A 13,868-nucleotide genomic window follows, 5' to 3' on the forward strand; every position below is an offset into this window, starting at 1 on the left:
GAAGTAATTTACCCGAATCGTTTTCAGATATAACCGATCGGAAAGCCGCATAATCCGGAAAGTACGACGATGATAAAAAGGATCGTGCCTATCAACGGGATGTGAATAAGATATATTTGGAGAGGATACTTGCCGATAAGTGCAAGAACCTGACTGATTTTTCCCGCGGAACGGAGATGATATCTGCGGATCCCGTTTGGATACAGAAGAGCGCCGAGAAAGACCCCAAAAAGCATAACGCCGACCCAGGGAAAGACGGGGAAGAAGTCACGCGGATAATAATCCGGCGGCAGGATCCCGAAAACCATCAGCCAGGCAGGTCCTTTGATCGTTTCGAGAAAGAGACCGAGCAGGAAGAACAATACTGCGGGGATCAGACTCCATTTCCCGAACCGTAAAAACGGGATGCACAGTATCATGGATAGACCCATCATCTGCAGGAAGTTGAAGTACACGTATCTTCCGTCGTTGATGAACACGAGAACCAACAGAGATGCGACGATGGATACCCCAAGCCCGATCAGCATGATCTCTATCCCGCGTTTTAGAATGGCCAGGTAGTAGGTCCGACGCGGTTTGTCGAGCATCCGGCCATGACGAAGGATCAGGGAGGTTCCCGATATGATGACGAATACGCTCGTCCCGAGAGGCAGGTAGATGCCAAGCCGCAGCCAGACATCCACATTGATGATGTGAAAGACGCCGAGAAGAAAAACGGTGTGGAAAAGTATCATCGCGAGAAGCGAGAAACCGCGTATTGCATCGATCTCCCAGTACCGTTCCTTCACCGGGGCGGGACAGACGTCATCCATGTGCATTACTATTAGATGGGGAAGATAAAGAAGTTCATTGTGGCACGGGACGAACGCCGGCGAAGAGAGAAGAACATCAGTAGATCTTCTTCGCGAGTTCGCTCACGAGCCCGAATAATTCAGGCGCCACCCAGGCAGGATCGCAGTATTTCTCATAAATGCACAGCCGTTCCTTTACCTCATATCCGCGGGCAATATCCTTCAATGCATCCAGAGCCGGCCAGGGATGTTCCGGATTGATGTAATCGATCGTAACGGGCGACACCCCGCCAAGATCCGTCACCCCGAGATCGAGAAGAAGGGAAGCATCCGCAAGATTCGGCGGGATCTGGATCGACACGTCTGAGGGCAGGATATCTTTTGCAAGCGTGATGGTATCCGCGATCACCTCGGTCGACGCTCCCGGAAATGACGCCATATCGGTACCTTCTTTCGGACAGAAGTTCTGGACGATCACCTCCTGGATGTGCCCGTATTTTTTATGGAGATCACGGATGACTTCGAGAGACTCGATGCGGTCATCCCGGGTTTCGCCGATTCCGAGAAGAAGTCCGGTCGTGAACGGGATCTTCAGTTTCCCGGCATTTTCCATCATTTCGATCCTGACGACCGGGTCTTTCCCCGGACTGTGGGCATGGGCAGGGATCTCGGCGGTCGTTTCAAGCATCAGACCCATACTCGCGTTCACGGGTCGGAGCTCCTCCAGCTCATCATAGGTGAGGATCCCGGCATTCGTGTGCGGCAGAATCCCCAGCGAGATTGCATATCTGCTCATATCTTTACAGTAGGAAAGGATGTCCGGGTATCCCATACGGGTCATGTATGCCGCAAAGCCGGCTTCGCGTTCGGGACGTTCGCCGAACGTGAACAGTGCTTCAGTGCAGGAAAATGCCGCCCCGCGGTCGAGCGTGGAGATGACCTCCTCTTTTGGCATTACGCAGCCTTCGGCCACCGGGGATTTGAACGAGCAGTATCCACAGGCATTTGCACAGACATTGGTCAGTGGAAGAAACACATTGCGGGAAAACGTAATGACCGGCATATCAGACCCCCTCTTTGAGAATACAGCGGCCGATAAAGAGACACAAAAGCGAAAGGATCAGACAGATGCCGGCGATCAGGTAAAGAACATAGATATTTCCGATAAGCAGTCCCGCGATCGCGGAGATGAATGCCGCAACTAATAAACCTCTTCCCCAGTATTCAAAAAGTATTCTGTAAGACACCACAATAATAGTATCATTCGAGGTGTAGATACATCAACTTTTATCATCCTCTGAGAGCATATTCATGTATCTTATGATCGACCTGCTATCCATCATTTATGATGAATTCATGTGGTTTTTGCAGCTGATAATCATCTTACTGGATATCGGGGCCTGTATTACCGTCATCTTCCTGGAAAGACGCAGTCCTCAGGCAGCGTTGACCTGGATTCTCGTAATGTTTTTCCTGCCGTTTCTGGGATTAGTACTGTACCTGTTCTTCGGCAGACACCTGTACGGTTCCCATATCTTCAGCAAAAAGACCAAGGCAGATCTGATGCTCGCCAGTCAGGCGGAAGAACAGTTCCGGAAAATCACGGAAAATGCTCTGGAACTTACTCCGAACCTTTCACGGTTCGACAGCACGATCGCTCTCCTTCTCAGTCTCGACAACGCGGTCTTAACAAGAAATAATGAGATAACCCTCTACACCGACGGAGAAATGAAGTTTGAAGCCTTCAAAGAGGCAATTCTTGAGGCAAAACATCACATCCATCTGGAGTATTTCATCATTCGGGATGATGAACTCGGAAATCTGGTCGTTGATCTCCTTACACAGAAAGCGGCGGAAGGGATCGAAGTCAGAGCGATCTTCGATGCAGCCGGAACGTTTTCCGTGAAAAAAGAGTTCTTTACTCAGCTGAAAAAGGCTGGCGGCGATGTGAGGATCTTTTTTCCGCTCAAGATTTCATTTCTCAATACAAGACTGAATTTCAGGAACCACCGAAAAATTCTGGTGGTTGACGGGACAACCGGATTTATCGGCGGATTCAATATCGGAGACGAGTATCTGGGGAAAGGGCCGATGGGGTACTGGCGGGACACGCATGTGCGTCTTCACGGAAAAGCCGTCGCGGCACTGCAGACCAGATTCATCATGGACTGGAATTATGCGGCACAGGATGCCCAGATCTCCGTGGAAGACTGGGAAAGCCCCTATTATCCAAAAGAAGGATTCCGGGATGTCACCGGGCATTCATATATCCAGATCGCGTCATCCGGACCGGATTCCGCAGAAAAAGCCATCTATTCGGGCTATATGAGCCTGATCGGACATGCAAAGGAGTCGATCTACATCCAGACCCCGTACTTCATTCCGGATGACCCCATGCTGACCGGACTTCTGCTTGCAGCACGTTCCGGGGTGGATGTCCGAATCATGATCCCCTGCAAACCGGATCACCCATTGGTGTACTGGGCAAACCACTCCTATCTCGGAGATCTGCTGGCGGCCGGCGTGCGTGGATACGCCTACAACGACGGATTCATCCACAGTAAAGCAGGTGTCTTCGACGGAGTCGCTACAACCATAGGCACAGCCAACTGGGATATCAGGAGTTTCAAACTGAACTTTGAAACGAACGCGTTCATCTATGATCTCGAGTTTGGGAAAAAGATGAACCAGATCTTCCTCTCCGAACTGGAAACAAACTGCACGGAGATCACGCTTGAAGAGTACAAGGAACGGTCGCTGAATGTGAAGATAAAAGAGGGGATCTCACGGTTGTTCTCGCCGATACTCTAATTTTTTCAATAATCTATTTATAGCGAAGAGGACCAGTAGAGAATGTATGAAAAAAATCTGGTATGTTCTTGGTACACTCCTTGTGCTGAGCGCCATAACCCTGTCGGCAGGGTGTATCTCAACACCCTCTGATACCCCGCCCGTGACCACGGTCCCAACCACGACGCCGACACCCGTTCCGACACCTGCGGAAGTCATGCAGGGTCAGGAACTGACCATTACCGATACAGGAAACACGATCACGATACGTATCGCTCAGAGAAAGTTTGACAGCGAGGCTGACGATGTGCTGGCAAAAGGATCCTCGGCAAATCCGACACCGGCTCCCGGTCAGCATACCATCATGCTGAACATAGCAGAGACCTTTGACGGTGGAGACAGCACAGCTAAAATCGTTGCCCCGTATCATTACGAGATCTATGTAAACGGAATAGGCTATCCTGCCGTATCTGCCGTCCTGCCCGCAGGATATTCGACGTTCCCCACCACGAACATCCTCAAATATGCAACTGCCGAGGGCTGGCTTACCTATATCATTCCGCAGGGCGACGCAAAACTTGCCTACGAAGTAAAAGAAGAACCGCTCGGGTTCATCAGAATAAATTACTGATCTTCCACATTTCTTTTTTTAAGACGTGACTTAGGATCTCATCCGCATCAAGCTCTGCCGTGCATGGATCATCATTGCGGGCGCTGCATACGGAATATAGCCCGGCGTCATGCATACCCCCATCAGCAGATTCTGCCCCGAAGAGCGGTTCACCCCGCACACACCCGTTTTCCTGCGTCTCACATCCTCCAGAAACTCAAGCGGCGTCTGATTCTCATATCCAAGCGTCACGGCTCGTCCCACTTCCCAAAGAACGTGAGCATCCGAGCCCCCGGTCATGCACACCGCATTTTTCTGCGCATACCTCTCGGCCCGCATATTCAGCCGCATCGACATCCCGCTGCAGATCACTTCAAGTCCGTCAAGCTCTCCCGCGACCGAGGAATCGATGACGCCCGCATCGATCCCTTTCATCACGCCTCTCACACTCACCCCGTATCCATACGGATGGGCCGCGATCACAAAACCTCCCGCATTTTTTGCGTCGGTGATGATCTTCTCCGTTGAAATATCCACCGCCATATGCGGACACTTGCCCCGGTGATCCTGGATCGAGGCGGTATAATACGCGGAAAGATCACGGTACGTATCGAAATATACCAGAACATGCGGACCTTCGAGAGCCGAAACCTCGATTCCCGGAATGATATTCTCCGAATAATCACGTGCCTCCTTCACCCCGGAGATCACATTATGATCCGTTATCGCGGCGGATAAACCGTTTTTATTGAGATATTTAGCCAGTGTCTTTGGTGTTGTCCTCCCGTCTGAAGCGGTCGAATGAACATGCATATCGAATCCTTTATTCTCATTATCCTTTACGAAAGGGGTATACTGAACACTGTTTTGCATCTGTCTATAATTTATTGGAGCGCGGAGGTCAAAAAGTAATTGGCTGCGGCAATGGTTTGACATAATGTAATGTAAACAAACCAATATGTTAATAATGTTTTACATTCAACCAAGTATAAACGAGGTGACAAGAAGAAGTGAAACCACGAAAGTTCAGGCACGAATTAAAATATTACCTGAATACAGCAGACTATTTGATCATCAAAAACCGTCTGTCCGCCATTGCGGGACCGGATGAACACACTGACGCAAACGGATCATACAGGATCCGGAGTCTGTATTTTGAAACACCGGACGACAAAGCACTCCTTGAAAAACTCTATGGAGTAAATGAGCGGGAGAAGTTTCGAATCAGGTATTACAATAACGATACCTCATTCATCCACTTAGAGAAGAAGACCAAAATAAACAACCTCACGAACAAAATTGCCGCAAGCGTCACAAAAGACGAGTGCGAAAAACTCATAGCAGGCGATACGGAATGGATGAGAGAGTCGAAAAACGGACTCCTTCTCGAACTGTATGCAAAGATGAAGTATGAACTTCTCCGCCCGAAAACGCTTGTCGACTATATGAGAGAGCCGTTTGTCTACCGCCCCGGAAATGTGCGGGTAACCTTCGACACGAAGATCTCAACCGGCGTGAACTCGACCGATATGTTCAACGCCAAGACCCCCATGATCAAAACCCACGGGGAACCGGTCATTATAATGGAAGTAAAATATGACAATTATCTCCCCGAAATTATCAGAAGTATGGTACAGGTACAGAACAGAAGGGTCACTGCCTTCTCAAAATATGCAGTCGCACGCGTCTTTGGGTGAGTAAATGGCACTGACCTTTGACGATATATTATCCTCGGATTTTCTTTCGACGGTGACTGAGTTTTCCTTGACGGACATGCTTATCGCGATGGTGCTCGCGTTCGCGCTCGGTCTGTTTATCCTCTTTATCTACAAAAAGACGTTCAACGGCGTGATGTATTCATCCGGATTCGGGATATCGCTTGTTGCCATGTCGCTTGTGACGACGATGATCATTCTTGCGATCGGATCGAACGTTATCCTGTCTCTTGGTATGGTCGGCGCCTTGTCGATCGTGAGGTTCAGATCGGCAGTGAAAGATCCGATGGATATTGCCTATTTGTTCTGGGCGATCTCGGCCGGTATCGTTCTCGGTGCAGGGTTGATCCCGCTCGCGATCTTCGGCTCGGTGTTTATCGGAGCGGTTTTGTACATCTTCTCGGCAAAGAAGCCGACGGACAAACCCTACATCCTGATCGTGGACTGTGCCGATGAAAACGCGGAGGCAAGCGTCAACGCTCTTATGAAGAGAACGGTGAAAAAGTCCCTCCTGAAATCAAAAACCGTTACAAAGACCGGGATGGAACTCACGATCGAGGTCCGCCTCCCGGATCAGGAGAGCGGTTTCGTGAACAAGATCTCGGATCTTGCAGGCGTCTCGAATGCCGTTTTAGTGAGCTATAACGGGGAATACATGACGTAAGATGAAGCATATCAATACCATCACTATTTTTCTGATCGTTGGTGCGATACTTTTCACCTGCATGCTTATGTTTAATCCAACGGCTCTCGGGATAACGACAAAGGATACCCTCTATGAGAGCACCCTTTTCGATAAAAACGGGATCACGACGGTCAATATCACGATCAGCGATGAGAACTGGGCGGACATGCTGGAAAATCCCCTTGAGGAGGAGTTCCATCTCTGCGATATCACGATCAACGGCGAGACGTACGATTCGATCGCGATCCGAACAAAAGGCATGACGAGTCTGTCGTCCGTTGCAAACAGCGATTCGGACCGATACAGTTTCAAAATAAAAGCCGATGAATATGTAGGCGGTCAGAGTTTCGACGGGCTGGATGAGTTCGTGCTGAACAATATCTATCAGGATGCGACCTACATGAAGGAGTATCTCTCGTATGAGATGATGGATTACATCGGCGTCGATACGCCGCTGTATTCGTACGCGGCGGTCTATATCAACGGGGAGTATTTCGGTCTGTATCTGATGGTCGAGGCACTGGAGGAGGATTTCCTTGACAGAGTGTACGGAGCGGATTACGGTGAACTGTACAAGCCGGAATCGACGTCAGGCGAGATGGGGGACCGGACGACCGACGGAGAGGGAGAGGGAGACCAAATGCCGGGAGGGAATATGACCCAGATGGATTTCGGCAACCGTACGATGCCCGACGTCAATATGACGGACATGATGGGTCAGATGGGCGGAGGCGGGTTTGGCGGCATGTCCGGCAGCGGCGGAGGAGCGGATCTGGTCTATACGGATGATGAGATAGACAGTTATAGTCAGATCTTTGATAATGCGGTGACTGATGCGAAGAAGTCGGATGAAAAACGGGTAATAACTGCGCTGAAGAATCTGAATGAAGGTACGGATCTGGAGACGTATGTGGATGTCGATGAGGTGCTGAGGTACTTTGCGGCGAATACGGCTCTGGTGAATCTGGATAGTTATGTGAGTTCGATGAAGCACAATTACTATCTGTATGAGGAGGACGGTCAGATTTCGATCCTGCCGTGGGATTTCAATCTGGCATTCGGCGCCTACGGGACCAGCGGCGCAAGTGATGCGGTGAATTTCCCGATCGATACGCCGGTGGCGAGCGGGGTTTCTCTTGAGGATCGGCCGCTGATCGGCGTTCTGCTGGAGAACGAGGAGTATACGGAGCTCTATCACGCGTATCTGGAAAAGATCGCGACCGAGTTCTACGGGGATTCGTTCGATGAGCGGATCGCGGCAATCGATGCACTGATCGGTGATTACGTGGAGACCGATCCGACGGCGTTCTATACGTATGATGAGTATCAGACGGTGATCGTGACGCTGGCGGAGTACGGGGATCTGAGGGCAGAGAGTATTCTTGGTCAGCTGAATGGAACGATCCCGTCGACCGAGGAGGGGCAGACGGAGAATCCGGATCTCCTGGTGGATGTGTCTGGTCTGAACTTTTCCGCGATGGGATCTATGAGCGGGGGCGAGGGCGGCGGCATGGGCGGAGGTGATAGAAACACTATGGATTTCGAGAATATGACGATTCCTGAAGGAATGACTGTGCCGGAGGATATACAGATACCCGCGTGATTCTCTGAAAAAAGATCAATTCCCTTTTTTCAGGCAGGACGTCCTTTCAGGATCTTTCAGGATTATGTCGTTCCCTGTCTGCAGCTCTCGTTTGACGCGGTGAAGATCCAAAAAAAAGATGCCCCTTCCCCCCCATAATAGGGAAGGGGCGGCACGGTCCGGGTGATAGTTGAAACAACCCGACATTATTTTCGATCTGAACGGGAAAACGCTAAAAACCGCTGCAGACCGATCGGACAGAGAGGTCAACACTACCTCTTCTGCCCTCACTATCCTGATTTGATTCTGAATGATATAAACCCCTAACCGCGCGGTGCGATAATGCCTCGACTTTTGGTGGAAACTGGGTGCTCAGTGAGTGAGAATGGGTGCTGGGGATGCAAAAAATCGGGGGAAGGGTATAATATTCGGGAGGGGTAAGGTTGGGTGCGGAAACAGAAGAAATACCACCGCGAATAATCGCGGTGGGATATCTTATAGTTCCAAAGAATCCCTTACACGAATTCAACGTACGCTCTCGCACCCCGAAAATCCACAACAACACAGATTCATCGAATCAAACCGCACATCCGATAGATCTCTTCGATAATAGGACTCTTCCCCAGAATATACGAATCCCTATCATCGGCATACCGCAAAGCCAGCTCTTTTTTCACAGCACCATACCTATCCCTGACATCCGGATGCTCCCGCAAATAATTGCGGAACGTGATATGTCTCTGCAGTTCCTCATTATCTCTTTTGCAGACATAAAGATGGTGCATCATCAAATGCGGTTTGCCCTCGTATTTAAACGCATCCCGACCCGGGATACCCAGATCTCCCTCATGACAATAACCAATTTCCTCCAGCAGTGATTTGACTTCATCAAAATTATCATCAATCACAATATCGATGTCAATAATGGGTTTGGCCGCCAGGCCCAAAACGGAAGTACTCCCTACATGCTCAATCGAAAGAACCTTCCCCGCAAGGACAGAGAGCGACTCATCTTCTATTCTGCGGAACTCATTCTCCCATGCAGGATTATACTCCTCCACAACCACATGTTTTGTTTTCATCGTATCCCTCGGATAAATTCGTACATATCGTTATAATCTCATATATCTGTATCCAGAACACTCAGAAAAAAACATCTACAAAATCCGCAAAACAGAAAAAATATTCAGGTTTCACCCAGGCTCTCCCATGCGAAACGGCCCGATGACCCTTTGAACGTGAAAAATTATTCGAGGTAATCTTTCGGAGTCGGGATCTGTTCTTTCAGACCCTTTCTCTTTCTGATACGCATAACGACTTCGGAAAGCATTCCCGGGGAACCGGAGAGAAAACGGCAAACTCAGTAGACTAAGCCGCAAATCAACTATATGCTCCGCTACTCACATAAAGGGGAATCGCCATAGAGCGGCATTCGGTTGCTGAACGGATATCCTTACTTGGATTTCTCTTTTCTCACTCCTTTAAAGGGAGTGCCGTCCTTTTTACCGTCAATAAACTTCCCTGTTTCTCCATCTCGTTTTCGGTAGCCGGAGGGGGTTTCCACTTGAGAACGAGGATCTCCACGTTCTTTACTTCCAACTGCACCCTTTCTGTGTCCCTCTCCTGTATTTGTTGCCATGTGTTTTACCTCAAAATACATTATTTTTCCACTATCCTTACGTGGTACGAATACCAATTCAGAAAACTTTGTGAGTAATCCGGGATATGGGCCCTTATCAGTTTTCTTTCCAGATACTTTGGGTTGAACTTTTTCTAATCTTTGGGATCCACGCCGATTTTTTCAACTCTGCCGCGTTACAGAGAAGCTGACCATACGTACTATGACAACGAGGACAGAGAAGGATGATTTGTGTGCCGCCTTTAGATTTTGTCTATAAATACTCTTTTTCTAAAAGATTATCGCTGGTATCAGATGCAGCACCCATAGCACAATTGTTATGATACCGGTTTTTCACTGATTCCCATTCCACCCTTGTTACCACATTTTCCTTATTTGGAGTCACGTGGGCATATATGTTCCGTCTAAAAATGACACCACAAAAAAAATGCAAAACAGAAAAAAATATTCAGGTTTCACACAGGCATATCGCCCATGTGAAACGGCCCGATGACCCTTTGAACGTGAAAAATTATTCGAGGTAATCTTTCGGAGTCGGGATCTGTTCTTTCAGACCCTTTCTCTTTCTGATACTCATAACGACTTCGGAAAGCATTCCCTGGGGAACCGGGGAGAAACCTGCGAACTCGGTAGACCACATTGCACGGCCTTCGGTTGCTGAACGGATATCTCCGGCGAAACCAAAGAGCTCTGCGACCGGTGCCTCACCGTTAACCACGATCTGGTCACCTTCGGACTCAGTCGTAGACAGAATACCGCGGCGTCCCTGGATCTGGGAAATTGCTGCACCCATCTGATCCTGCGGAACAGTGATCTGGATCTTCTGCATCGGTTCAAGAAGTGTGTCGCCAGCCATAAGAAGAGCTGCCTTCATACCGCCGCGAACTGCAGGAATGACCTGACCCGGACCACGGTGGATAGCATCCTCGTGAAGCTTCACATCGTGGAGTTTGATCAGAACATTCTGGACCTGCTCATCAGCAAGCGGTCCACCGTCAAGTGCCTCGTGAACACCATCAAGAACAAGTTCCATCGTTTCATTCAGGTACTGGATACCTTTCGTGCAGTCAATGAACATGTTCGAGCCGTAGATATCCTTCACGGACTTGGCTTCATCCTTGTCCATACCAAGTGCTACAAGAGCATCACGGCGGGGGATGTTTTCCATGTTCATCGAGATCTCGTTCGACTGGATCGCTTTCAGGATTGCTTCCGGCATAGGCTCAACAGACATAAAGAATCTGTTGTGTCTGTTCGGAGACTTACCTTCAACAGTACCATCAAGCGGCTTTGAGACCGTCTCACGGTAGACAACGATTGGCGGGGAAGTAACGATTTCTACACCCTTATCTCTCTTGATACGGCCGGTAACGACCTCAAGGTGGAGTTCGCCCATACCGGCGATCAGGTGTTCGCCCGTCTCTTCATTGATGTTGATACGGACAGTCGGGTCTTCCTTTCCGACCTGGTGAAGAACTTCGATAAGCTTTGGAAGATCCTTCATGTTCTTTGCTTCGACCGCGACGGTCATGACAGGCTCTGAGTAGTGCTTAAGGGACTCAAACGGCGTCATATCCTTGTTGCTCGAAACGGTTGAACCGACGATCGCATCGCTGAGACCGGATACCGCTGCAATATTACCTGCAACGACCTTGTCCACATCAACACGGGTCGGGCCCATAAAGATACCAACAAGCTGAAGTCTGTTTGCCTTACCTGCTGTGCCGGAAATGTAAACTTCCTGACCGCGGGTGAGCGTTCCAGAGAACAGTCTGCCGGTGGCGATCTCTCCTGCATGTTTATCAAAGGAGATATCGGTGATCATCATTGCGACCGGACCTTTGGCATCGCATGCATACATGGATTTACCAACTTCCGACTGGACATCGCCGTGCCAGATAATGTTACATCTCTTACCCTGTGCCTGAAGCGGGTTCGGGAGGAAGGTAACGACCATATCGAGAAGTACTGCGTGAAGCGGAGAAGCCTTTGCAAGGTATTTCATATCGCCTTCGTTACACTTGTCGATAACGGTCTGCAGGGAAACACCGGTCGTCTTGATGTAAGGGATCGAAATTGCCCAGTTGTAAAGAGCTGAACCAAAAGCGACGTTTCCTTTCATCGGATCGAGTTTCCATCCACCTTTAGTGTAGAGCTCCTCGTTCATGCCTTTGATGAGCTTGTTGACCTTGTCAATGACTTTTCCAAGACGGATCATCATTTCCTGGGGGTTAACCTTCAGCTCGTTGATAAGTCTGTCGACCTTGTTGATGAACAGGACCGGGTGAACACCCTCTTTGAGTGCCTGACGAAGAACGGTCTCCGTCTGGGGCATCGGACCTTCAACGGCGTCAACTACGACAACGGCGCCGTCGACGGCACGCATTGCGCGGGTAACATCTCCACCGAAGTCAACGTGGCCGGGAGTATCAATCATGTTGATAAGATACTCGTGACCGCCGACCATGTGGACCATGGATACGTTTGATGCATCAATGGTGATTCCGCGTGCCTGCTCTTCCTCATCCGAGTCCATCCAGCATGCCTTGCCGGAGAGTTCCTCACTGATCATTCCTGCGCCGGCAAGAAGGTTATCCGAAAGGGTGGTCTTACCGTGATCAATGTGCGCTACGATACCGATATTACGGATGTGCTCGGGATCATTCATGAGCTCCGTAATTCGTTCTACCATCTTTTTTCCGCGTGACATAAAACACCTTTTTTAAAAAAGAATATATGGGGAAATCACCGTGCGGATTTTGCAATCCGTTCGACTTCTTCCTTCTTTCCAACAGAGAAACACTTTGCGTCTCCCTTTGCTGCCATGATCAGCTCATCGGCGAGCACAAGGTATGCGGGTTTCTTTGTTTTGTGTGAACCTCTCCAGGTTGCAAGAGCAATGTATCTGAGGGCCGTGTTGACACGGCGGATCGGGGCTGAGTCAACGGACTTTGGAACGTTGATACCACCGTACTTCAGACGGACGGTCTCCTCACGGGGGCCTGCATTTGCTACGGCGTCAACAAGGACCTGAAGCGGGTTCTGCTTGGTTTTCTTGTTGATGACATCGAATGCGTCCATGACCATCTTGGTACACATCATCTTCTTACCGGTGTTGTATTCCTGCTGCATGAGACGGTTGATCAGTCTTTCGACGATCGCCATTTCACTTTTGGTGAACTGCTGCTGGGTAAGTCTGCCGCAGCTGCTCGGAACTTCGGTAGAGGTGACAGTGACGTAACGAACCATTCCTGGATCCTTTACGACAACTTCGCTCATATCCCACTTGTTAAAGAGAAGGATCTTGCTGGGGGTTGCTTCTTCTGTCATACTATTTACCTCCGTGCTTTCTCGGCACGTCCGATAACAAGTTCATTGAGCGAGACGCCGTTGACGCCGCTTACAACGAAACGGACACCGGGAATATCTCCCATTGAACGACCTGCACGACCGCCGATACCACAAATGGTGACTTCGTCGTGTTCATCAATGAAATTGATAGCACCATCGCCGACCGCGAAGGCGGTGACCTGACGGCCGTTTTTGATCAACTGAACACGGACACACTTTCTGATTGCCGAGTTCGGCTGTTTTGCTTCCACACCGACCTTTTCAAGAACGATTGCGCGTCCGATTGGTGCTCCCTCAAGGGGATCTGCTTTCAGTTTCAGTTTAAGCGCTCTGCGTGAGTAAACTGAGTCGCTCCACCGGAATTTCTTTGCGGTGCGAACGAGATTTCTAGCTGCGAATTTTCCCTGTCCCATGAAATTTCCTCATTGGTTTGGATACTATATTGTGAATGAACCCGCCCGGATTACAGGCGGGAAGGTGCGGGATCCTGCATGCAGGACCACGAACGCCTGCTGACCAGTCGTATCTGAAATAGATACGGTCTTCTCAGCGTGTTCCTATACTTATGAGCGGGGTGTGATAATAATACTAATGGACGCCCACAGAGAGATCAAAAAATGACGGTTTTAGAGATAATTTCGGGAAAGACTACGATTCAATAAGTATCTTTATATATTACATTTCAGGAACCGGTTTCGCGGATGC

14 protein-coding genes are annotated in these 13,868 nt (G+C 49.5%); 5 read left to right on the forward strand and 9 right to left on the reverse strand.

Annotation, left to right across the window (positions count from 1 at the left end; all coding sequences use genetic code 11):
- Positions 1-23: 23 nt before the first annotated feature.
- The 3 genes from Q7J08_RS02960 to Q7J08_RS02970 form a co-directional block, all read right to left on the reverse strand.
- Positions 24-812 (reverse strand): heparan-alpha-glucosaminide N-acetyltransferase, encoded by a 789-nt coding sequence (locus Q7J08_RS02960; RefSeq protein WP_304910203.1) that lies wholly within the window; start codon positions 810-812, stop codon positions 24-26.
- 76 nt (positions 813-888) lie between these two features.
- Entirely contained in the window at positions 889-1,854 is a 966-nt protein-coding gene (gene cofG, locus Q7J08_RS02965; RefSeq protein ID WP_304910204.1) for a 7,8-didemethyl-8-hydroxy-5-deazariboflavin synthase subunit CofG, read from the reverse strand.
- A gap of 1 nt (position 1,855) precedes the next feature.
- Positions 1,856-2,038, reverse strand: a complete 183-nt coding sequence (locus Q7J08_RS02970) for a hypothetical protein (protein WP_304910205.1) — start codon at positions 2,036-2,038, stop codon at positions 1,856-1,858.
- A 73-nt stretch (positions 2,039-2,111) separates the two neighbouring features.
- On the opposite strand from Q7J08_RS02970, the gene cls reads away from it, so the two are divergent.
- Entirely contained in the window at positions 2,112-3,602 is a 1,491-nt protein-coding gene (gene cls, locus Q7J08_RS02975) for a cardiolipin synthase (RefSeq protein WP_304910206.1), read from the forward strand.
- Between the two features lie 46 nt (positions 3,603-3,648).
- Complete coding sequence (locus tag Q7J08_RS02980; RefSeq protein ID WP_304910207.1) at positions 3,649-4,212, forward strand: hypothetical protein; 564 nt, start codon at positions 3,649-3,651, stop codon at positions 4,210-4,212.
- Between the two features lie 30 nt (positions 4,213-4,242).
- On the opposite strand, the gene Q7J08_RS02985 is transcribed toward Q7J08_RS02980, so the two are convergent.
- On the reverse strand, positions 4,243-5,004 hold the full coding sequence (locus tag Q7J08_RS02985) for a PHP-associated domain-containing protein (RefSeq protein ID WP_304910208.1): 762 nt from the start codon (positions 5,002-5,004) through the stop codon (positions 4,243-4,245).
- A 197-nt stretch (positions 5,005-5,201) separates the two neighbouring features.
- Here Q7J08_RS02985 and Q7J08_RS02990 point away from each other — a divergent pair, with 197 nt between their 5' ends.
- Genes Q7J08_RS02990 through Q7J08_RS03000 form a run of 3 tightly spaced genes read left to right on the forward strand, consistent with a single transcriptional unit; the run spans position 5,202 to position 8,194 of the window.
- On the forward strand, positions 5,202-5,888 hold the full coding sequence (locus tag Q7J08_RS02990; RefSeq protein ID WP_304910209.1) for a polyphosphate polymerase domain-containing protein: 687 nt from the start codon (positions 5,202-5,204) through the stop codon (positions 5,886-5,888).
- A 4-nt stretch (positions 5,889-5,892) separates the two neighbouring features.
- Positions 5,893-6,570, forward strand: coding sequence for a DUF4956 domain-containing protein (locus tag Q7J08_RS02995; RefSeq protein ID WP_304910210.1), 678 nt, complete (start codon positions 5,893-5,895; stop codon positions 6,568-6,570).
- Between the two features lies 1 nt (position 6,571).
- Positions 6,572-8,194 (forward strand): CotH kinase family protein, encoded by a 1,623-nt coding sequence (locus tag Q7J08_RS03000; protein ID WP_304910211.1) that lies wholly within the window; start codon positions 6,572-6,574, stop codon positions 8,192-8,194.
- 548 nt (positions 8,195-8,742) lie between these two features.
- On the opposite strand, the gene Q7J08_RS03005 is transcribed toward Q7J08_RS03000, so the two are convergent.
- The 5 genes from Q7J08_RS03005 to Q7J08_RS03025 all read right to left on the reverse strand — a co-directional run bounded on the left by Q7J08_RS03005 (position 8,743) and on the right by Q7J08_RS03025 (position 13,576).
- Positions 8,743-9,255: a GrpB family protein gene (locus Q7J08_RS03005; RefSeq protein ID WP_304910212.1), complete on the reverse strand. Its 513-nt coding sequence runs from the start codon at positions 9,253-9,255 to the stop codon at positions 8,743-8,745.
- 371 nt (positions 9,256-9,626) lie between these two features.
- On the reverse strand, positions 9,627-9,812 hold the full coding sequence (locus Q7J08_RS03010; protein ID WP_304910213.1) for a hypothetical protein: 186 nt from the start codon (positions 9,810-9,812) through the stop codon (positions 9,627-9,629).
- Positions 9,813-10,323: 511 nt separating this feature from the next.
- Positions 10,324-12,522: an elongation factor EF-2 gene (locus Q7J08_RS03015; RefSeq protein WP_304910214.1), complete on the reverse strand. Its 2,199-nt coding sequence runs from the start codon at positions 12,520-12,522 to the stop codon at positions 10,324-10,326.
- 35 nt (positions 12,523-12,557) lie between these two features.
- Positions 12,558-13,142, reverse strand: a complete 585-nt coding sequence (locus tag Q7J08_RS03020; RefSeq protein ID WP_304910215.1) for a 30S ribosomal protein S7 — start codon at positions 13,140-13,142, stop codon at positions 12,558-12,560.
- Positions 13,143-13,147: 5 nt separating this feature from the next.
- On the reverse strand, positions 13,148-13,576 hold the full coding sequence (locus Q7J08_RS03025; RefSeq protein WP_011833980.1) for a 30S ribosomal protein S12: 429 nt from the start codon (positions 13,574-13,576) through the stop codon (positions 13,148-13,150).
- Positions 13,577-13,868: the final 292 nt, after the last annotated feature.

Source organism: Methanocorpusculum sp., from assembly GCF_030655665.1.
Lineage (GTDB): Archaea > Halobacteriota > Methanomicrobia > Methanomicrobiales > Methanocorpusculaceae > Methanocorpusculum.

Bases quoted from the DNA above. Each gene is read 5' to 3' on its own strand.
- cofG (WP_304910204.1), bottom strand. From the start codon at position 1,854: ATGCCGGTCATTACGTTTTCCCGCAATGTGTTTCTTCCACTGACCAAT.
- Q7J08_RS03025 (WP_011833980.1), bottom strand. From the start codon at position 13,576: ATGGGACAGGGAAAATTCGCAGCTAGAAATCTCGTTCGCACCGCAAAG.
- Q7J08_RS03015 (WP_304910214.1), bottom strand. From the start codon at position 12,522: ATGTCACGCGGAAAAAAGATGGTAGAACGAATTACGGAGCTCATGAAT.
- Q7J08_RS02960 (WP_304910203.1), bottom strand. From the start codon at position 812: ATGGATGACGTCTGTCCCGCCCCGGTGAAGGAACGGTACTGGGAGATC.
- Q7J08_RS03005 (WP_304910212.1), bottom strand. From the start codon at position 9,255: ATGAAAACAAAACATGTGGTTGTGGAGGAGTATAATCCTGCATGGGAG.
- Q7J08_RS03000 (WP_304910211.1), top strand. From the start codon at position 6,572: ATGAAGCATATCAATACCATCACTATTTTTCTGATCGTTGGTGCGATA.
- Q7J08_RS03010 (WP_304910213.1), bottom strand. From the start codon at position 9,812: ATGGCAACAAATACAGGAGAGGGACACAGAAAGGGTGCAGTTGGAAGT.
- Q7J08_RS02985 (WP_304910208.1), bottom strand. From the start codon at position 5,004: ATGCATGTTCATTCGACCGCTTCAGACGGGAGGACAACACCAAAGACA.
- Q7J08_RS03020 (WP_304910215.1), bottom strand. From the start codon at position 13,142: ATGACAGAAGAAGCAACCCCCAGCAAGATCCTTCTCTTTAACAAGTGG.
- cls (WP_304910206.1), top strand. From the start codon at position 2,112: ATGATCGACCTGCTATCCATCATTTATGATGAATTCATGTGGTTTTTG.
- Q7J08_RS02995 (WP_304910210.1), top strand. From the start codon at position 5,893: ATGGCACTGACCTTTGACGATATATTATCCTCGGATTTTCTTTCGACG.
- Q7J08_RS02980 (WP_304910207.1), top strand. From the start codon at position 3,649: ATGAAAAAAATCTGGTATGTTCTTGGTACACTCCTTGTGCTGAGCGCC.